This window comes from Burkholderia sp. BC1 (genome assembly GCF_052683555.1).
Genome location: NZ_JBQYLP010000010.1, coordinates 103,071 through 123,317 on the forward strand (window position 1 = coordinate 103,071; position 20,247 = coordinate 123,317).

The following is a 20,247-nucleotide window of genomic DNA, read 5'->3' on the forward strand; positions in this document are numbered from 1 at the left end:
TTCAACGTCACGGGAGAACAACGAGATGGGGCTGTTTGATTCATGGTTCGAGCGCTCCGCGCGCGGCGTCGCGCAGCATAGCTCGCGGCGCAGCGCGATGGCGAAGCTCGGCAAGGTGCTCGTCGGATCCGCGATGCTGCCGCTGTTGCCCGTCGACCGCACCGCGTATGCGGCCGATGCGGCGTCGGGCGCGTCGAGTGCGGGCGGTGCCGCTGCCTCGGGTGCGAGCGACGATCCGACGAGCTGCGACTACTGGAAATACTGCGCGATCGACGGGTGGCTCTGCAGCGGCTGCGGCGGCACGTCGAGCAGCTGCCCGCCCGGCACGACGCCGTCGCCGATCACGTGGATCGGCACCTGCCGCAATCCGCACGACGGGTCGGACTACATCGTGTCGTACAACGACTGCTGCGGAAAAACCTCGTGCGGCAAGTGCTTCTGCAACCGCAACGAGCGCGAGAAGCCGCTCTACAAGCTGTCGCTGAACAACGACATCAACTGGTGCATGGCGAACGGCAACGCGAACTATCACTGTTCGGTTTCGGTCCTGTTGGGAGCGGCAAGGCAATGAAGGCGATCGATGCAATCAAGTGGGGGGGCGCATGCATGACGGCGGCCGCCGCATTCGCGTGGCCCGGTGCAGCCGGCGCGCAGCAGGCCGTGCACTACCCGGCGGGCAAGAGCCTGTTCGATGCGCAATGCGCGGTGTGTCATCAGGCGGGCGGCAAGGGGCAGGACGGACTCGCGCCGCCGCTGACCGACTATCCGGGCAAGTACGCGACGGTCGAGCAGGGCCGCGCGCAGCTCGTCGCGACGCTGCTGCACGGCATGTTCGGCGAGATCGCGGTGCGCGACAAGCACTACAACTTCAAGATGCCGTCGTTTGCGAGTGCGAGCGACGACGATATCGCGCACGTGCTGAACTACATCGTGTTCGATCTCGGCGCGCAGCACGGCGATGCGAAGCCGTTCACCGCCGCCGAGATTCGCGCGGGCCGCGCGAAGGAGATGGACGGCGCGGCCGTGCACGCCCAGCGCGCGGCGGTGACGAAGGGGCTCGGGCTGTGACTGCCGCGCGTGCACGGGGCCGCCGCGGCGCGGCGCGTCGCATCGGTACGCGCGTGGCCGCGCGGTGGCTGTCTGCCGCTGCCGTCGCGTGTGCGATGGCGGCACACGCGCAGGCCGGCGACGTTGCCGATGCCGCGCTCGCGCGGCAGCACTGGGTACTCAACTGCATGGGCTGCCACACGGCAACGGGCGGCGGCATTCCCGGCAAGGTGCCGCCGCTTGCGAACTCGCTCGGCTATTTCACGCATGTGCCGGCCGGACGCGAGTACGTGATGCGCGTGCCCGGCGCATCGAATTCGGCGCTGTCCGATCAGGAACTCGCCGACGTATTGAACTGGGTGCTGACGACGATGAATCGCGATGCGCTGCCGCGCGACTTCAAGCCCTATACGGCCGACGAAGTCGCCGCGCATCGCCGTCCCGCCTTGTCCGACGTCGCGACCGTACGCGCAGGGCTCGTTCGCGCGTTGCACGAGCGCGGCATCGACGGCGTCGCCGACCGCTACTAACCACTCACGGCTGTGACCGATTCCAGGAGAACCAGGATGGAGACGAACGACAACTTTGCGCTGCTCGACGCCACGCGCGCCTTCCTCGCCAAGCCGAAACGCATGCTGATCGGCGGCGAGTGGAGCGACGCCGCGTCGGGCCGCACGATCGAGGTCGTCAATCCGGCCGACGGCAGCACGATCGCGCGCGTGCCCGAAGCGGACGCGCACGACGTGCAGCGCGGGGTCGCGGCCGCGCGACGCGCGTTCGATACGGGCCCGTGGCGTGCCGCGAAGACGACCGACCGCGAGCGTCTGCTGCTGACGCTGGCCGACCTGATCGACGCGAACGCGCGCGAACTCGCCGAGATCGAATCGCTCGACAACGGCAAATCGGTGAGTGTCGCGCAAGGGCTCGACGTCGCGATGGCCGCGCAGTGCTTCCGCTACATGGCCGGCTGGGCGACCAAGATCGAGGGGAGCGTGGTCGACGCCGGCATGCCCTATCTGCCGGGCAGCGAGACGTTCACGTATACGCGCAAGGAGCCGGTCGGTGTGGTCGGCGCGATCATTCCGTGGAATTTTCCGTTGCTGATGGCCGCATGGAAGCTTGCGCCCGCACTCGCGACCGGCTGCACGGTCGTGCTGAAGCCGGCCGAAGATACGCCGCTGACCGCATTGCGGCTCGGCGAACTGATCGGCGACGCGGGCTTTCCGGACGGCGTCGTCAACATCGTGACCGGCTACGGTCATACGGCGGGCGCGGCGCTGTCGCGCGATCCGCGCATCGACAAGATCGCGTTCACCGGTTCGACGCAGACCGGCAAGGCGATCGGCCACGCGGCGCTCGACAACATGACGCGCATGTCGCTCGAGCTCGGCGGCAAGTCGCCGGTCATCGTGCTGCCCGATGTCGACGTCGACAAGGCGGCCGAGGGCATCGCGAATGCGATCTTCTTCAACCAGGGGCAGGTCTGCACGGCCGGTTCGCGCGCCTACGTCCACACGAAGGTGTTCGACCGCGTGATGGAGCGCGTCGCGCGGATTGCCGCCGGCCTGAAGATCGGGCCCGGCATGGACCCGGCCACGCAGATCGGGCCGCTCGTGTCGGCAAAGCAGCGTGCGCGCGTGTGCGACTACATCGCGTCCGGCTTCGAGGACGGCGCACGCGCGATCGCGGGCGGACGCGCGCGCGACGGCGCGGGCTTCTTCGTCGAGCCGACCGTGCTCGTCGGCACGACGCATGCGATGCGCGTCGTGCGCGAGGAGATCTTCGGGCCGGTGCTCGTCGCGATGCCGTTCGACGACATCGACACGGCCGTGCAGCTCGCGAACGATACGCCATACGGGCTCGGCGCGAGCATCTGGTCGAACGATCTGTCGGCCGTGCACAAGCTCGTGCCGCGCATCGCGGCCGGCACCGTGTGGGTGAACTGCCATTCGCTGCTCGACAACGCGATGCCGTTCGGCGGGATGAAGCAGTCGGGCTTCGGCCGCGAACTCGGGCGCGCGGTGATCGACCAGTACACGGAAACGAAGTCGGTGATGATGAACTACGCGTGAGCGCTGCGGCACGCACGCGCGTGCCCGCTCGCTTCAGCAGTGCGCCGCGCGACGGCAGGCCGATGCATGCGCGGTCCGTCGCGCGCGACACGAACGCGATCGATCAGGGGGATGACGATGAACAGTCTGACGACGCCGCGCCGGATCGCGGCGGCGGTGGCGGCGCTCGCCGTCGCGCAGGGCGTGCAGGCATCGAGCAGCGTCACGCTGTATGGCGACATCGATGCCGGCATCACGTATACGAACGATCAGCAGACGACGAGCGCCGACGGCAGCGTGCGCGGCGGCCGCGCCGTGCAGCTCGGCGGCGGCAATCTCGCGCCGTCGCGCATCGGCTTGACGGGCAGCGAGGACATCGGCGGCGGCACGGCCGTGACGTTCAAGCTCGAGAACAGCTTCTGGACGGGCAGCGGCAGCCTGCTGCAGGCCGGTACGCTGTTCAATCAGAACGCGTGGGTCGGCTTGACGAACGAACGCTACGGCACGCTCACCGTCGGCCGCCAGTTCGACGCGTACACGACGACGCTCGCGCCGTACGCATCGAGCATTCCGTGGGCGACGCTGTACGGCTCGCATATCGGCGACGTCGATAACCTGAACGCGGCGCTCAACCTGAACAGCGCGATTCAGTACGCGAGCCCGACCTTCGCGGGCTTCTCGTTCAGCGGCACGTTCTCGTTCGGCGGCGTGGCCGGCGACTTCTCGCGGCAGCGCGGCTGGGCCCTCGCCGCGAGCTACAACCGCGCGCCGTTCTCGTTCGGCGTGGGCGTGCTCGATCTGAACCGGCCGCTCGATGCGGCACTCGGCGGCGCGAGCGGCTATATCGGCGATTTCGCGTGCTCGAACCCGGCCGCGATGTATTGCACGCTGCAGAACGCGCGATCGTTGACGGCGATCGGCGCGGGCGGCGCGTACACGATCGGGCCGCTGACGCTCGGCCTCGTCTACACGCATACGGCGCTCGACGACAGCCGGTACTTTGCCGATGCCGCGCACCCGCACGGCGCCGACGCACGCTTCGACATCGTCGAGGTGAATGCGGCGTTCGCGCTGTCGCCGGCGCTGACGCTCGGTGCCGCGTACATCTACAACGCGATGAAGACCGACGCGAGCGGCTCGCCGACCTTCCATCAGGTCAATCTCGGCGCGACCTACAACCTCTCGAAGCGCACGGCGCTGTATGCGGTCGGTTTCTTCCAGCAGGCCGCGGGGCACGGCATCGGCCGCGATCCGGCGACGGGCGCGCCGGTCAACTATGCGCAGATTCCAAACCTGCCGAATGCGAACGGCAACCGGCAGCTGGCATTGACGATGGGGGTGAGGCACAACTTCTGAGCAGCCACGCCGCGCGCCACACGCCGCGCTCGCGGCATGCCGGCGGCGGTCGCCGATCGTCTTCGCCCCGGCGCGCCGCGCACCGCGCAGGCACACGGCGCCGCAGCCCGACACGGACCGCCCGCCGCAACTCGCCCGACGCCGCATCCAAACAAACCCGCATCCGCGAAAACCACGCGCAAACCGCCGTGCGGCAAGCATCCGGCGAAACATAGTGGTTTCCACTCATAGTCGCAGCCAGTCAAGAAAAGGTCGCCGCCGGGCTTCTCGCCGCCAATATGGCTCGTTACTTTTGAGTCCACGATGCAGGCCGGGACGCAATCCTGCGCACCCGCGGCCCATCGGTTGAACCGGGAGAGACCATGAAGTCGACGAAGATCGCCGCGCTGGCCGCGGTCATGCTGACGACAGGCGCATTCATGCAGGCGGCGCACGCCGATGCGGATGCCGCCTCCTGCCGCAACGTCCGCTTTGCCGATATCGGCTGGACCGATATCACCTCGACGACGGCGCTCGCGTCGACCGTCTTCGAAGCGCTCGGCTACAAACCGACGACGACGATCTCTTCCGTGCCGATCTCGTTCGCAGGCCTGAAGAGCAAGCAGCTCGAGGTGTCGCTCGGCTACTGGTGGCCCGTGCAGCAGAAGCAGCTGCAGCCGTTCCTCGACAGCAAGTCGATCAACGTCATCGAACCGCCGAACCTGTCCGGCGCGAAGGCGACGCTCGCGGTGCCGAGCTACGAATATCAGGCGGGCCTCAAGACATTCGACGACATCGCGAAGCACCGCGCGGAACTCGACGGCAAGATCTACGGGATCGAACCGGGCAGCAGCGCGAACGCGACGATCCAGAAGATGATCGACACGAACCAGTACGGGCTGGGCGGGTTCAAGCTCGTCGAGTCGAGCGAGGCGGGCATGCTCGTGACGGTCGAGCGCGCGATCCGCGAGAAGAAGTGGGTCGTGTTCCTCGGCTGGGAACCGCACCCGATGAACATCCAGATCAGCATGAACTACCTGTCCGGCGGCGACGCGGCGTTCGGCCCGAACTACGGCGAAGCGCGCGTCTACACGCTGACCGCGCCCGACTTCCTGACGCGCTGCCCGAACGCCGGCAAGCTCGTGACGAATCTGCGCTTCACGACGCAGCTCGAGAACCAGCTGATGCAGGCCGTGATGAACAAGACGAAGCCGGCCGACGCCGCGAAGGCGTATCTGAAGAAGAATCCGCAGGTGCTCGATCCGTGGCTCGCGGGCGTGAAGACGTTCGACGGCAAGGACGGCCTGCCCGCGGTGAAGGCGTATCTCGGCCTGTGACGGCCGGTGCGCGCGCCGCGCGCAACGATTTCCGCGCAATGCGACACAACCCGTTTCAAGCGAGGCATACAGCATGAACCACGAAGTCATCGTCACCTGCGCGGTCACCGGCGCAGGCGACACGGTCGGCAAACACCCGGCGATTCCGGTCACGCCGAAGGAGATCGCGGCCGCCGCGATCGAGGCCGCGAAGGCCGGCGCGACGGTCGCGCACTGCCACGTGCGCGATCCGCAAACGGGCCGCGGCAGCCGCGACCCGAACCTCTATCGCGAAGTCGTCGACCGCATCCGCTCGGCCGACGTCGACGTGATCATCAACCTGACGGCCGGCATGGGCGGCGATCTCGAGATCGGCCCCGGCGAGGATCCGATGCGCTTCGGCAAGGGCACCGATCTGGTCGGCGGCCTCACGCGGCTCGTGCACGTCGAGGAACTGCTGCCCGAGATCTGCACGCTCGACTGCGGCACGCTCAATTTCGGCGACGGCGACTACATCTACGTGTCGACGCCCGCGCAGCTGCGTGCCGGCGCGAAACGGATCCAGGAACTCGGCGTGAAGCCGGAACTGGAAATCTTCGACACGGGCCATCTGTGGTTCGCAAAACAACTGCTGAAGGAAGGGCTGCTCGACGATCCGCCGCTGTTCCAGCTGTGTCTCGGCATTCCGTGGGGCGCACCGGCCGACACCGGCACGATGAAGGCGATGGTCGACAACCTGCCGCCGGGCGCGCACTGGGCCGGCTTCGGTATCGGCCGCATGCAGATGCCGATGGTCGCGCAGGCGATGCTGCTCGGCGGGCACGTGCGCGTCGGCCTCGAAGACAACCTGTGGCTCGACCGCGGCGTCCACGCGAGCAACGGCACGCTCGTCGAGCGCGCACGCGAAATCGTCGAGCGGCTCGGCGGCCGCGTGCTGACGCCGGCCGAAGGCCGCCGCAAGCTCGGGCTGCCGCCGCGCGGCGAACGTCCGCTCGAGCGCCGCGCGATCGCCGAATTTGCGTGAGTGCGCCGAACGACCGATATGACATGGCGGCGCGCACGATGCGCGCGCGCCGTCCGATTTCTCTCGAATTGAAGGATGCGTTGACATGGCAGTGATAACCGACATCAAGACGTTCGCCGCCATCGGCACCGGCGTGATCGGCAGCGGATGGATCGCCCGCGCGCTCGCGCACGGTCTCGACGTGGTGGTATGGGATCCGGCGCCGGGCGCGGAAGCGCGGTTGCGCGCGAACGTCGCGAACGCGTGGCCCGCGCTCGAACGCGTCGGTCTTGCAGCGGGCGCCGATCCCGCGCGGCTGCGTTTCGAATCGACGATCGAAGCCTGCGTCGCCGACGCCGACTTCATCCAGGAAAGCGCGCCCGAGCGCGAAGCGCTGAAGCTCGAGCTGCACGAGCAGATCAGCCGCGCGGCGAAGCCCGACGCGATCATCGCATCGTCGACGTCGGGGCTGCTGCCGACCGATTTCTATGCGCGCGCGACGCATCCGGAGCGCTGCGTGGTCGGCCATCCGTTCAATCCCGTGTATCTGCTGCCGCTCGTCGAAGTGCTCGGCGGCGCGCGCACGTCGCCCGAAGCGGTCGAGGCCGCGATGGCGATCTATCGGAAGCTCGGCATGCGGCCGCTGCACGTGCGCAAGGAAGTGCCGGGCTTCATCGCGGACCGGCTGCTCGAAGCGCTGTGGCGCGAGGCGCTGCATCTCGTCAACGAAGGCGTCGCGACGACCGGCGAAATCGACGACGCGATCCGCTTCGGTGCAGGCATCCGCTGGTCGTTCATGGGGACGTTCCTGACCTACACGCTGGCCGGCGGCGACGCAGGCATGCGACACTTCATGCAGCAGTTCGGCCCCGCGCTCGAACTGCCGTGGACGAAGCTCGTCGCGCCGACGCTGACCGACGAACTGATCGATCGCGTCGTCGACGGCACGAGCGAGCAGCAGGGCAAGCGCAGCATCAAGGAACTCGAACGCTATCGCGACGAGTGCATTACCGAGGTGCTGAAGGCGATCGCCGCGGTGAAGGCGCGGCATGGGATGCGATTCGAGGACTGAACGAACATGACCGGCGATACCCCGCTGACGCTCTACCGCGACGTCGTGCGGCCCGAGTGGGTCGACTACAACGGCCATTTGCGCGACGCGTTCTATCTGCTGATCTTCAGCTTCGCGAGCGATGCGCTGCTGGACCGCATCGGTCTCGACGACGCCGCGCGTCGCGAGCGCGGCCGCTCGATCTATACGCTCGAAGCGCACGTCAACTATCTGCAGGAGATCAAGGAAGGCACGCGCGTGCGCGTCGATGCGCGCGTGCTCGCGCACGACGCGAAGCGGCTGCACCTGTATCTCGAGCTGTTCGCGGACGGGCACGACGGTGCGGTGTCGGCGAGCGAGCAGATGCTGCTGCACGTCGATACGCGCGGCGGCGCGAAATCGGCGCCGTTCGACGACGACGTCGCCGCGCGCGTGGCCGAGCTTCACGCGTTGCAGCGCGATTGCGCGGCGCCCGCGTATGCGGGCCGCGTGATCGCGCTGCCGCCGCGCCGCTAGCGTACGCGGGCCGCGCGATGCTCGAAGCGGAAATCGCGGCGTTCGTCGCGGCGGTCGATGCGTGGTATCCGCCGGGCGCGGCAGCGCGCGCGCCCGACGAGCAGCGTCGCCTGTACGACCGCTTCGCGGCCGCGTGGACGCCCACGATGCTGCCGGCCGGCATCGCACGGCAGGACGCGGTATGGCACGCGCCGCACGGCCAGCCGATCGCGCTGCGGCGCTACGCGCCGACGCACGGCGCGCCGCGCGGCACGGTGCTGTTTTTTCATGGCGGCGGGTTCGTCGTCGGCTCGCTCGACAGTCATCAGCTGATCACCGCGCAGCTCGCGGCCGATACGGGCCTCGCGGTGATCGCGGTCGACTACCGGCTCGCGCCCGAGCATCGTGCGCCGGCCGCGCTCGAGGATTGCGCGGCCGTTGCGCGCGCGGCACGCGATGCGCGCCTGCCGTTCGGCCCGTGCGCGGCGCCGTTGACGCTCGCCGGCGACAGCGCGGGCGGCAATCTCGCGGCGGCCGTCGCGACCGTGCTGCGCGATGCGGACGCGCGCGGCATCGAGGGCGTCGACGGCGTCGCGCTCGTCTATCCGATGCTCGGCTTCGAACCGCAATCGCCGGCGCGCGAGACGGAAGCGCATGCGCCGATGCTGACGCTCGACGACGTGCATCGCTATCGCGCGTGGTACTGGGGCGAAGGCGAGGCAACGGCGCGCAGCGGCGATCGCGCGTCGCACGCCGATCCGCTGCTGCGCGCATCGCTGCCGCTGGAGGCCGCCCGTTTCGACGGACTGCCGCCGGTGCTCGCGATCGGTGCCGAGCACGATCCGCTGCGCGACGATGCGCGCGTGTACGTCGAACGGATTCGCGCGGCCGGCGGCCGTGCGCGCTACTGGATGGGCGAGGGGCTCGTGCACGGCTGCTGGCGCGCACTCGCGACGAGTCCGCAGGCCGCGCGCCTGCACCGCATGGTCGGCGCGTTCCTGCTCGCGCCCGATACCTAGCCGGCCTGCGCGCGCAGTGCGCGTACCGCCGACGAAAAAGCGCCCGGACGCGATGCGCCCGGGCGAAGCCACCCGTTGCCGGGCGGCGGAGGTATGCGGTGCTTCGCAAAAAAAGACGAGCCCGTATGACGGGCTCGTCCGGATACAGCTTCATCGCGCAACGCGCGGCGCCCGCTCGGGGCGCTTCGGCTTACTGGCCGAAGAAGATCGAATCGCGTGCGTTCGACGTCGCGGCAGCGGGCGCGCCCGAGTGGACGACCGGCGCCGGCTGTGCGCCGTAGCCGCTTGCGTCGGCGCCATGCACGCGTGCTTCGGCGGCCTGGATGTCGTTCGGGTAGTACGGGCTTGCCAGACCCGGCTTGTAGCCGGCCTTTTCCAGCTGAACCAGTTCGTTGCGCACTTGCGCACGCGTCACGGTGCTTTGGGCGAACGTGCTGAACGAAGCGGACAGGGCGGCAGCGGCAGCCACGGCGATAACGAGCGATTTCATGATGACCTCCGGTGTTTTATTCGGTTCGCTCGCGACACCATGTCTTGAGCGATTGACTCCATGGTAGTGACCGGTGGTCTCAGGGTAAACGCTGATTTTGACGATAAATTGTTTCCTGGGTCGTAACAGTCGGCGCAAGAATCAATCTTTCATTCGCCTTTCTTTGCAACTGACGCAATAAGTATGAAGAAAAGCGCGCGGCGGCTGCGGCGTGCCGGCATGGCGCGACCGCGCTGCCGGTGCGCGACGAAGCGCGTTACTTGCCGCTCGACAGCCCGAGCACTTCGGCCGCGGAGATCATCGCGCCGGCATTCGCGGGCGCCGGACGCTCGGCGGGGCGGAACACTTCGTCGCCGCGATGGATCACCTGGCGCGACAGCGCGCAGGTGCCGGTGCGCTGCGCGAAGCGGCGGCGCCAGCGTTGCTCGCCGTAGTGGCAGCGGCCGGGTTCGACCCAGCGGACGACGAGCAGCGTATCGGACTGTTCGAGGATTTCGACGTGGACGTCGGCGGGATCGAGCGCAGGCAAAGATTTGGAAGCCTTCATTGTGCCGTTTCCTAAAGCTCGTGCGGTGTGCGCCCGGGCAACAGGTCTCAGTGCCCGGTGGCGTTTCCGTTAGGGTTTCCATGAGTGGTGCGGTAAATGTAAGCGTCTGTGACGTGAAAAAACATCCTGTCTGGATTGAATTACCTTTTGCCGATTCAGAAACAATCCACGCTTATTTTCTTGCGCAAGCACGCACAAAAACGCCCCGGACGCGAACGTCCGGGGCGGCAAAACGGGCCCGCGCAACCGTGTCTGCTCGCCCAGTCACGGGGTGCGCCGCCGGGGGACGGAGACGCCCGCGGGGATCGGCGGCGGGCGCTGGCGACGCACCGCGCGGCCCGGTCTTCGGATGATCGCGCGCGCGGCCCGTTGAGACCCTGACGCGAAGATGGCGATTCGGTCAGTTTCGACGAACGGGCCCGCGACGCGGCCTGCGGCGACGGCCTGAAAGCCGTGCCGGTATTGGCTGTGCGGCGAATGATGCGGGTCGGTCGCCGTGCCGCGGAGGGCAGCATCGCGGCGCCGCCGCGCGATCCGTTCGCTCGGGAAAACACTGAATTGCCGGTCCGTGACAAACGCGGAATCGCTTCCTATGATTGGTTGGACCTTTGGTCCATTGCGCCAATGTACGGCGGTCGACGGGCGTTGGCGACGTCATCGGAGAGCGGCTCATGAGATTGCAGGGCAAACGCGCGCTGGTCACGGCCGCCGGTCAGGGCATCGGCCGAGCGACCGCGCTGCGCTTCGCGCGCGAAGGCGCCGACGTACTGGCGACGGACATCGACGAAGCCGCGCTCGCGCGGCTCGCGGCCGACGCCGACGCGGGCGGCACGCGCGTCACCACGCGCCGGCTCGACGTGACCGACCCGACCGCGATCACGGCGCTGGCGGCAGCCGAACCCGCGTTCGACGTGCTGTTCAACTGCGCGGGCTACGTCCATCACGGCTCGATCCTCGACTGCGACGACGCGGCATGGACCTTCTCGTGGCAGCTGAACGTCACGTCGATGTACCGGCTCGCTCGCGCGCTGCTGCCCGCGATGATCGCGGCCGGTGGCGCGTCGATCGTCAACATGGCCTCGGCCGCGTCGAGCGTGAAGGGCGTGCCGAACCGCTTCGTCTACGGGACGACGAAAGCGGCCGTGATCGGCCTCACGAAGTCGATCGCCGCCGATTTCGTCGAGCAGCGCATTCGTTGCAACGCGATCTGCCCGGGCACGATCGCGTCGCCGTCGCTCGAGCAGCGGATCGCCGAGCAGGCGCGCGCGCGGCAGGTGCCGGTCGACACCGTGCGACAGGCGTTCGTCGCGCGTCAGCCGATGGGCCGCATCGGCAGCCCGGACGAAGTCGCGGCGCTCGCGCTGTATCTGGCCTCCGACGAATCGTCGTTCACGACGGGCGCGATTCATCTGATCGACGGCGGCTGGTCCAACTGACCGTTCCCCTTCTCCTTTCCTGTTGACGCGACATGAAACTGCTCAGATTCGGCGACAAACATCGTGAAAAACCGGGCTTGCTCGATGCGCACGGACAGATCCGCGATCTGTCCGGCGTGGTCGACGACATCGCCGGCGACGTGCTGCTGCCGGAGTCGCTCGTGCGGCTGCGCGACATACCGCCGTCGTCGCTGCCGCTCGTCGAAGGCACGCCGCGCATCGGCGCCTGCGTGGGCCGCGTCGGCAAGTTCATCTGCATCGGGCTCAACTATTCGGATCACGCGGCCGAGTCGGGCATGGACGTGCCGAAGGAACCCGTCGTGTTCGGCAAATGGACGAGCGCGATCTCGGGGCCGAACGACGACGTCGAGATTCCGCGCGGATCGGAGAAGACCGACTGGGAAGTCGAGCTCGGCGTCGTGATCGGCCGCGGCGGCCGCTACATCGCCGAAGCCGATGCGCTGTCGCACGTCGCGGGCTACTGCGTCGTCAACGACGTGTCGGAACGCGAATATCAGCTCGAACGCGGCGGCACGTGGGACAAGGGCAAGGGCAACGACACGTTCGGCCCCATCGGGCCGTGGCTCGTGACGGCCGACGAAGTGCCCGATCCGCATGCGTTGCGACTCTGGCTCGAGGTCGACGGCCATCGCTATCAGAACGGCACGACCGCGACGATGGTGTTTCGCGTGCCCTACCTGATCAGCTATCTGAGCCGCTTCATGAGCCTGCAGCCGGGCGACGTGATCTCGACCGGCACACCGCCCGGCGTCGGGCTCGGCCAGAAGCCGCCCGTCTATCTGCGTGCCGGGCAGGTGATGACGCTCGGCATCGACGGGCTGGGCGAGCAGCGCCAGCGCACGGTACAGGCCTGATCTTTTTCGCGGACGGTTCCTCATGACGCTCATTCGATCGATACGCGTGCTCGACGTGCGCTTTCCGACCTCGCGCCAGCTCGACGGCTCCGACGCGATGAATCCCGATCCCGACTACTCGGCCGCCTACGTCGTGCTCGAAACCGACCGCGACGGGCTCGAAGGGCACGGGCTCACGTTCACGATCGGGCGCGGCAACGAGATCTGCTGCGCGGCGATCGCCGCGATGCGGCATCTCGTCGTCGGTCTCGATCTCGACTGGATCCGCGAGGACATGGGCCGCTTCTGGCGGCACGTGACGTCGGACAGCCAGCTGCGCTGGATCGGCCCCGACAAGGGCGCGATTCATCTCGCGACCGGCGCCATCGTCAACGCGGTGTGGGACCTGTGGGCGAAGGTCGAAGGCAAGCCGCTCTGGCGGCTCGTCGCCGACATGAGCCCCGAGCAGCTGGTACGTGCGATCGACTTCCGCTATCTGACCGACTGCCTGACGCCGGACGAGGCGCTCGACCTGCTGCGCCGCCAGGCGCCCGGCAAGGCCGACCGGATCGCAGTGCTCGAGCGCGAAGGCTATCCGTGCTACACGACGTCCGCGGGCTGGCTCGGCTACAGCGACGACAAGCTGCAGCGGCTCTGCCGCGAAGCGGTCGATGCGGGCTTCGATCACGTGAAGCTGAAGGTCGGCGCGAATCTCGACGACGATATCCGCCGCGTGTCGATCGCGCGCGACGTGATCGGCCCGGACCGCAAGCTGATGATCGACGCGAACCAGGTGTGGGAAGTCGGCGAAGCGATCGACTGGGTGCGTGCGCTCGCGTTCGCGCGGCCGTGGTTCATCGAGGAGCCGACGAGCCCCGACGACGTCGAAGGGCATCGCAAGATCCGCGAGGCGATCGCACCGGTGCAGGTCGCGACCGGCGAAATGTGCCAGAACCGCGTGCTGTTCAAGCAGTTCATCGAGCGTCGCGCGATCGACGTCGTGCAGATCGACGCGTGCCGGCTCGGCGGCGTGAACGAGATTCTCGCGGTGATGCTGATGGCCGCGAAGTACGGGCTGCCCGTGTGCCCGCATGCGGGCGGCGTCGGGCTCTGCGAGTACGTGCAGCACCTGTCGATGATCGACTACGTATGCATCGCGGGCACGAAGGAAGGGCGCGTGACCGAGTACGTCGATCATCTGCACGAGCATTTCGTCGCGCCGTGCATCGTGCGCGACGCGGCGTATCTGCCGCCGAGCGCGCCGGGCTTCTCGATCGAGATGAAGCCCGCCTCGCTCGAGCAATACCGGTTCCGCGGCTGACGCAAATGCGGCCGACAGACGGCCTGCGCGGCCGCGACATGAACGACGGAGACGCGAAGTGGATCTGAATCTGCAGGACAAGGTCGTGATCGTGACGGGCGGCGCGTCGGGCATCGGCGGCGCGATCTCGATGCGGCTCGCCGAAGAACGCGCGATTCCGGTCGTGTTCGCGCGCCACGCGCCCGACGGCGCGTTCCTCGACGCGCTCGCGCAACGCCAGCCGCGCGCGACGTATCTGCCGGTCGAACTGCAGGACGATGCGCAATGCCGCGACGCGGTCGCGCAGACGATCGCGACGTTCGGCCGCCTCGACGGGCTCGTGAACAACGCAGGCGTCAACGACGGCATCGGCCTCGACGCGGGGCGCGACGCGTTCGTCGCATCGCTCGAGCGCAACCTGATCCACTACTACGCGATGGCGCATTACTGCGTGCCGCATCTGAAGGCGACGCGCGGCGCGATCGTCAACATCTCGTCGAAGACGGCCGTGACCGGGCAGGGCAATACGAGCGGCTATTGCGCATCGAAGGGCGCGCAGCTCGCGTTGACGCGCGAATGGGCGGTCGCGCTGCGCGAGCACGGCGTGCGCGTGAACGCGGTGATTCCCGCCGAGGTCATGACGCCGCTCTACCGGAACTGGATCGCGACGTTCGAGGATCCCGAGGCGAAGCTCGCCGAGATCGCGGCGAAGGTGCCGCTCGGCAGGCGCTTCACGACGCCGGACGAGATCGCCGATACGGCCGTGTTCCTGCTGTCGCCGCGCGCGTCGCACACGACGGGCGAGTGGCTGTTCGTCGACGGCGGCTATACGCATCTCGATCGTGCGCTCGTCTGAACGCGACGGATACGCCTCATGCAAACCGATCCGAACGCCGAAGCCGCCGTGCCGCTGATCGCGCTGCGCGGCATCTGCAAGCGCTTTCCGGGCGTGCAGGCGCTCGACGATTGCCGCTTCGAGCTGTACGCCGGCGAAGTGCACGCGCTGATGGGCGAGAACGGCGCCGGCAAGTCGACGCTGATGAAGATCCTCGCGGGCGTCTACCCGAAGGACGCCGGCGAGATCCTGATGGACGGCCGCGACGTCGACATCGCCGATCCGCGCGCGGCGCAGGCGCACGGCATCGCGATCATCCATCAGGAACTGAACCTGATGAATCATCTGAGCGTCGCGCAGAACATCTTCATCGGCCGCGAGCCGCGCGGGCGCCTGCGCGTGTTCGTCGACGAGGACAAGCTGAACCGCGACGCGGCCGCGATCTTCGCGCGGATGCGGCTCGATCTCGACCCGCGCACGCCGGTCGGCCGGCTGACGGTCGCGAAGCAGCAGATGGTCGAGATCGCGAAGGCGCTGTCGTTCGACTCGCGCGTGCTGATCATGGACGAGCCGACCGCCGCGCTGAACGACGCCGAGATCGCCGAGCTGTTCCGCATCATCCGCGAGCTGCGCGCGCACGGTGTCGGCATCGTCTACATCTCGCACAAGATGGACGAGCTGCGTCAGATCGCCGATCGCGTGACGGTCATGCGCGACGGCAAATACGTCGCCACCGTGCCGATGGCGCAGACCTCGACGGACGCGATCATCGCGATGATGGTCGGCCGCCAGCTCGACAGCGCGTTTCGCACGCCGCCCGATACGTCGGCGAATGCGGTCGCGCTCGACGTGCGCGGCCTCACGCGCGGCCGCACGATTCGCGACGTCGGCTTCACCGTGCGGCGCGGCGAGATTCTCGGCTTCGCGGGGCTGATGGGCGCGGGGCGCACGGAGGTCGCGCGCGCGGTGTTCGGCGCCGATCCGGTCGACGCGGGCGAGATCCGCGTGCACGGCAAGCGCGTGACGATCCGCACGCCGGCCGACGCGGTCGCGCACGGCATCGGCTATCTGTCCGAGGACCGCAAGCACTTCGGGCTCGCGCTCGGGATGGACGTGCAGAACAACATCGCGCTGTCGAGCCTGCGCCGCTTCGTGCGCCGCGGCTTGTTCGTCGATGCGCGCGCGCTGCGCGACACCGCGCACGCATACGTGCGCCAGCTCGCGATCCGCACGCCGTCGGTCGCGCAGCCGGTGAGACTGCTGTCGGGCGGCAACCAGCAGAAGATCGTGATCGCGAAGTGGCTGCTGCGCGACTGCGACATCCTGTTCTTCGACGAGCCGACGCGCGGCATCGACGTCGGCGCGAAAAGCGAGATCTACAAATTGCTCGACGCGCTCGCCGCGGACGGCAAGGCGATCGTGATGATCTCGTCCGAACTGCCCGAGGTGCTGCGCATGAGCCACCGGATCCTCGTGATGTGCGAAGGGCGCGTGACCGGCGAGCTGAGCGCCGCCGACGCGACGCAGGAAAAGATCATGCAGCTCGCGACGCAGCGCGAGTCGACCGTTTTGTCGTGAGTCAGCCGTTCAGGGTCCGTCATGTCCAACGATACGCATCCCGTTCCGCCCCTTGCTTCCGGCGACGCGCCGGCCGCCGCGTCGGGCCTTCGCGCGCGCCTGTTCAATCCGGCGACGCGGCAGCGCCTGCTCGCGTTCGCGAGCCTCGTGCTGCTGATCGTGTTCTTCGGCGCCGCATCGCCGAACTTCCTCGAAGTCGACAACCTCGTCGCGATCCTGCAGGCCACCGCGGTGAACGGCGTGCTGGCGGTCGCGTGCACGTACGTGATCATCACCTCGGGCATCGATCTCTCGGTCGGCACACTGATGACGTTCTGCGCGGTGATGGCCGGCGTCGTGCTGACGAACTGGGGGATGCCGCTGCCGCTCGGGATCGCGGCCGCGCTCGGCTTCGGCGCGCTGTCGGGCTGCGTGTCCGGTTTCGTGATCGCGAAGATGAAGGTGCCGCCGTTCATCGCGACGCTCGGCATGATGATGCTGCTCAAGGGGCTGTCGCTCGTGATCTCCGGCACGCGGCCGATCTATTTCAACGACACGCCGGGCTTCACCGCGATCGCGCAGGATTCGCTGATCGGCCATCTCGTTCCGGCACTGCCGATTCCGAACGCGGTGCTGATCCTGTTCGTCGTCGCGGTCGGCGCGTCGATCGTGCTGAATCGCACGATCTTCGGCCGCTATACGTTCGCACTCGGCAGCAACGAGGAGGCGCTGCGGCTGTCCGGCGTGAACGTCGACGCGTGGAAGATCGCCGTCTATACGTTCAGCGGCGCGGTATGCGGGATCGCGGGCCTGCTGATCGCGTCGCGCCTGAACTCCGCGCAGCCGGCGCTCGGGCAGGGCTACGAGCTCGACGCGATCGCGGCGGTCGTGATCGGCGGCACGTCGCTGTCGGGCGGCGCGGGCAGCATCGTCGGCACGATCATCGGCGCGTTCATCATGAGCGTGCTGACCAACGGGCTGCGCATCATGTCGGTCGCGCAGGAATGGCAGACCGTCGTGACGGGCGTGATCATCATCCTCGCCGTCTACGTCGACATCCTGCGCCGGCGACGCCGCTGACGCACGCAGGCTGCGCTTCACCGCCGGCCGGGCCGGCATTCCAGCGGATATAACCAAGGAGACGCGAAGTGATCAGGAGCAAGGTGTTGAACGCGATCGTCGGGCTGACGTTCGCCGCGGGCATCGCGACCGGCGCGCACGCGCAGGAAAGCTACATCCCGCTGATCTCGAAAGGCTTCCAGCATCAGTTCTGGCAGGCCGTGAAGTCGGGCGCGATGCAGGCCGCGAACGACTACCACGTGAGGGTGACGTTCGAAGGTCCCGAAACCGAGGCGATGGTCGACAAGCAGATCGACATGCTGTCCGCCGCGATCGCGAAGAAACCGGCCGCGGTCGGCTTTGCCGCGCTCGATAGCAAGGCCGCGCTGCCGCTGCTGAAGAAGGCGCAGGCCGAGAAGATTCCGGTGATCGCATTCGACTCGGGCGTCGACAGCGACATCCCCGTGACCACTGCGACGACCAACAACAAGGCGGCCGCCGCGCTCGCCGCCGACAAGCTCGCCGCGCTGATCGGCGACGAAGGCCAGGTCGCCGTGGTCGCGCACGACCAGACGAGCCGTACCGGCATCGATCGGCGCGACGGTTTTCTCGACCGGATGAAGGCCGCGCATCCGAAGGTGCAGGTCGTCACCGTGCAGTACGGCGAAGGCGATCAATTGAAATCGACCGAGGTGACGAAGTCGATCCTGCAGGCCTATCCGAAGCTCAAGGGGCTGTTCGGCACCAACGAAGGCTCGGCGATCGGCGTCGTCAACGGCGTGCGCGAGATGAAGCGCAAGGTCGTGATCGTCGGCTACGATTCGGGCAAGCAGCAGAAGGACGCGATCCGCAGCGGGCTGATGGCCGGCGCGATCACGCAGAATCCGATCGGCATCGGCTACAAGACCGTCGAGGCCGCCGTGAAGGCGATCAAGGGCGAGAAACTGCCGAAGGTCATCGATACCGGCTTCTACTGGTACGACAAGACCAACATCGACGACCCGAAGATCAAGGCGGTGCTGTACGACTGAACGTTAGGGCGACGTCGCGCGCGCGGTCGGACACGCGTGCGGCCGCGCCGGACGACGGCATACGAGGACATCATGGGCGCACTGCGTATCGATTCCCATCAGCACTTCTGGCGTTATCGGGCCGCCGACTATCCGTGGATCGGCGCCGGGATGGGCGTGCTCGCGCGCGACTATCTGCCGGACGCGCTGCACCCGCTGATGCATGCGCAGGCGCTCGGCGCATCGATCGCGGTGCAGGCGCGCGCGGGCCGCGACGAAACCGCGTTCCTGCTCGAGCTCGCGCGCGACGAGGCGCGTATCGCGGCGGTGGTCGGCTGGGAGGACTTGCGCGCGCCGCAACTGGCCGAGCGTGTCGCCGAATGGCGCGGGACGAAGCTGCGCGGGTTTCGCCATCAGCTGCAGGACGAAGCCGACGTGCGCGCGTTCGTCGACGATGCCGATTTCGCGCGCGGCGTCGCGTGGCTGCAGGCGAACGGCTATGTGTACGACGTGCTCGTGTTCGAACGCCAACTGCCGGACGTGCAGGCGTTCTGCGCGCGGCACGACGCGCACTGGCTCGTGCTCGATCATGCGGGCAAGCCGGCACTCGCCGAATTCGACCGCGACGATACGGCGCTCGCGCGCTGGCGTGCCGCGTTGCGCGAACTGGCCGCGCTGCCGCACGTCGTATGCAAGCTGTCGGGGCTCGTAACCGAGGCCGACTGGCGGCGCGGGCTGCGCGCGTCGGACCTCCGGCACATCGAGCAGTGTCTCGATGCGACGCTCGACGCGTTCGGCCCGCAGCGGCTGATGTTCGGATCGGATTGGCCCGTGTGCCTGCTGGCCGCGTCGTACGACGAAGTGGCGTCGCTCGTCGAGCGATGGGCCGAGTCGCGGCTGTCCGCGGCCGAGCGCAGCGCGCTGTGGGGCGGGACGGCCGCGCGCTGCTATGCGCTGCCGGAACCGGCCGACGCGCGCCTATAAAATACGCGCGCACGATTCGCCCGCTTCGCCGGCCCGTTCGCCACGCAACCGATTTTCCGCATCGACGTATGTCCATCCAGCCGATTCAGAACCGCCGCCTTTACCAGCAGATCGCCGACCGGCTCACCGCGATGATCGAGTCCGGCGATTTTCCGCCGGGCAGCTATCTGCCGCCGGAGCGCGAGCTGGCCGAGCAGTTCGGCGTGTCGCGCACGTCGGTGCGCGAGGCGCTGATCGCGCTCGAAGTGGGCGGGCGCGTCAGCGTGCGCGTCGGCGACGGCGTGAAGGTGCGCCATTCGGAGGCCGCGACGGCACCGGCGCCTGCGGCCGCCGCGAAGGCCGCGCCGCTTGCGGTCGTCGAGATCGATCCCGAGCTGGGGATCGCGCTCGATCTCGATACCGAAATCCCGCCGTTCGCGCTGCTGCAGGCACGGCGCCTGATCGAGCCCGAAGCCGCGTCGCTCGCCGCGAAGCATGCCTCGGACGCGCAGATCGAAGCGATCGGCGCCGCGTTCGAGCGCAATCAGGCGGACAATCGCAGCGGCTCGGTCACGCATCCGGGCGACCGGCTGTTCCATATCCGCATCGCGGAGGCGAGCGACAACGCGGCCTATGCGCTGATGGTCAAGCAACTGCTCGCGCATAAATACGATCCGATGTTTCAGCGATTGCAGTCGCTGTACATGCCGCACGACATGCCGCATCGGTCGGAGCTTGAACATCGCGCGATCCTCGACGCGATCCGCGCGCGCGACCCCGAGGCCGCGCGCCGCGCGATGGCCGAGCATCTGGACGAAGTGATCCGGATCTTCGGGCGCGCGCTCGACTGACGCGCGGCGCGGCGCGGTGCGCGTGCGC

21 protein-coding genes are annotated in these 20,247 nt (G+C 68.1%); 19 read left to right on the forward strand and 2 right to left on the reverse strand.

Translation table 11 applies throughout. The features are described 5' to 3' along the window. The first annotated feature begins 25 nt into the window (after positions 1-25). The 10 genes from ACSHSS_RS07425 to ACSHSS_RS07470 all read left to right on the forward strand — a co-directional run bounded on the left by ACSHSS_RS07425 (position 26) and on the right by ACSHSS_RS07470 (position 9,317). On the forward strand, positions 26-571 hold the full coding sequence (locus ACSHSS_RS07425; protein ID WP_175795058.1) for a methylamine dehydrogenase light chain: 546 nt from the start codon (positions 26-28) through the stop codon (positions 569-571). Further along, positions 568-1,068, forward strand: a complete 501-nt coding sequence (locus tag ACSHSS_RS07430) for a c-type cytochrome (protein WP_105855510.1) — start codon at positions 568-570, stop codon at positions 1,066-1,068. Before ACSHSS_RS07425 ends, ACSHSS_RS07430 begins: the two co-directional genes overlap by 4 nt. Then, positions 1,065-1,577 (forward strand): c-type cytochrome, encoded by a 513-nt coding sequence (locus tag ACSHSS_RS07435; RefSeq protein ID WP_105855509.1) that lies wholly within the window; start codon positions 1,065-1,067, stop codon positions 1,575-1,577. The genes ACSHSS_RS07430 and ACSHSS_RS07435 overlap by 4 nt, the downstream gene beginning before the upstream one ends. A gap of 36 nt (positions 1,578-1,613) precedes the next feature. Next, entirely contained in the window at positions 1,614-3,119 is a 1,506-nt protein-coding gene (locus tag ACSHSS_RS07440) for an aldehyde dehydrogenase family protein (RefSeq protein WP_105855508.1), read from the forward strand. A 111-nt stretch (positions 3,120-3,230) separates the two neighbouring features. Beyond that, positions 3,231-4,454, forward strand: coding sequence for a porin (locus ACSHSS_RS07445; protein ID WP_175795060.1), 1,224 nt, complete (start codon positions 3,231-3,233; stop codon positions 4,452-4,454). Between the two features lie 362 nt (positions 4,455-4,816). Then, positions 4,817-5,770, forward strand: coding sequence for a choline ABC transporter substrate-binding protein (locus ACSHSS_RS07450; protein WP_006396402.1), 954 nt, complete (start codon positions 4,817-4,819; stop codon positions 5,768-5,770). A 73-nt stretch (positions 5,771-5,843) separates the two neighbouring features. Beyond that, positions 5,844-6,773, forward strand: a complete 930-nt coding sequence (locus tag ACSHSS_RS07455) for a BKACE family enzyme (protein WP_006396403.1) — start codon at positions 5,844-5,846, stop codon at positions 6,771-6,773. Between the two features lie 85 nt (positions 6,774-6,858). Further along, entirely contained in the window at positions 6,859-7,824 is a 966-nt protein-coding gene (locus ACSHSS_RS07460; RefSeq protein WP_006406063.1) for an L-carnitine dehydrogenase, read from the forward strand. Between the two features lie 6 nt (positions 7,825-7,830). Continuing rightward, a complete protein-coding gene (locus ACSHSS_RS07465; RefSeq protein WP_006416717.1) occupies positions 7,831-8,319 on the forward strand; it encodes a thioesterase family protein in 489 nt (162 codons plus the stop codon). Between the two features lie 17 nt (positions 8,320-8,336). After that, on the forward strand, positions 8,337-9,317 hold the full coding sequence (locus ACSHSS_RS07470) for an alpha/beta hydrolase (protein ID WP_175795062.1): 981 nt from the start codon (positions 8,337-8,339) through the stop codon (positions 9,315-9,317). A 190-nt stretch (positions 9,318-9,507) separates the two neighbouring features. Here ACSHSS_RS07470 and ACSHSS_RS07475 read toward each other — a convergent pair whose 3' ends face one another. After that, positions 9,508-9,807, reverse strand: coding sequence for a DUF4148 domain-containing protein (locus ACSHSS_RS07475; RefSeq protein WP_006396407.1), 300 nt, complete (start codon positions 9,805-9,807; stop codon positions 9,508-9,510). 256 nt (positions 9,808-10,063) lie between these two features. Beyond that, entirely contained in the window at positions 10,064-10,354 is a 291-nt protein-coding gene (locus ACSHSS_RS07480; RefSeq protein ID WP_006396408.1) for a DUF3331 domain-containing protein, read from the reverse strand. Between the two features lie 671 nt (positions 10,355-11,025). Here ACSHSS_RS07480 and ACSHSS_RS07485 point away from each other — a divergent pair. The 9 genes from ACSHSS_RS07485 (at position 11,026) to ACSHSS_RS07525 (ending at position 20,219) form a co-directional block, all read left to right on the forward strand. Continuing rightward, positions 11,026-11,790, forward strand: coding sequence for an SDR family oxidoreductase (locus tag ACSHSS_RS07485; protein ID WP_105855506.1), 765 nt, complete (start codon positions 11,026-11,028; stop codon positions 11,788-11,790). Positions 11,791-11,822: 32 nt separating this feature from the next. Further along, positions 11,823-12,665 (forward strand): ureidoglycolate lyase, encoded by an 843-nt coding sequence (locus ACSHSS_RS07490; protein ID WP_006414023.1) that lies wholly within the window; start codon positions 11,823-11,825, stop codon positions 12,663-12,665. Positions 12,666-12,687: 22 nt separating this feature from the next. Further along, positions 12,688-13,965, forward strand: a complete 1,278-nt coding sequence (locus tag ACSHSS_RS07495; protein WP_035955527.1) for an L-fuconate dehydratase — start codon at positions 12,688-12,690, stop codon at positions 13,963-13,965. 58 nt (positions 13,966-14,023) lie between these two features. After that, positions 14,024-14,800 (forward strand): SDR family oxidoreductase, encoded by a 777-nt coding sequence (locus ACSHSS_RS07500; protein WP_012216495.1) that lies wholly within the window; start codon positions 14,024-14,026, stop codon positions 14,798-14,800. A gap of 18 nt (positions 14,801-14,818) precedes the next feature. Continuing rightward, the gene (locus ACSHSS_RS07505; protein ID WP_175795064.1) at positions 14,819-16,357 is read left to right on the forward strand and encodes a sugar ABC transporter ATP-binding protein; all 1,539 of its coding nucleotides are present in this window, start codon (positions 14,819-14,821) and stop codon (positions 16,355-16,357) included. A 21-nt stretch (positions 16,358-16,378) separates the two neighbouring features. Then, positions 16,379-17,416, forward strand: coding sequence for an ABC transporter permease (locus ACSHSS_RS07510; protein ID WP_006414032.1), 1,038 nt, complete (start codon positions 16,379-16,381; stop codon positions 17,414-17,416). A gap of 68 nt (positions 17,417-17,484) precedes the next feature. Continuing rightward, entirely contained in the window at positions 17,485-18,426 is a 942-nt protein-coding gene (locus ACSHSS_RS07515; protein WP_006406073.1) for an ABC transporter substrate-binding protein, read from the forward strand. Positions 18,427-18,498: 72 nt separating this feature from the next. Continuing rightward, positions 18,499-19,389 (forward strand): amidohydrolase family protein, encoded by an 891-nt coding sequence (locus ACSHSS_RS07520; RefSeq protein WP_105855503.1) that lies wholly within the window; start codon positions 18,499-18,501, stop codon positions 19,387-19,389. A 68-nt stretch (positions 19,390-19,457) separates the two neighbouring features. After that, complete coding sequence (locus ACSHSS_RS07525; protein WP_105855502.1) at positions 19,458-20,219, forward strand: FadR/GntR family transcriptional regulator; 762 nt, start codon at positions 19,458-19,460, stop codon at positions 20,217-20,219. The last annotated feature ends 28 nt before the right edge of the window (positions 20,220-20,247 follow it).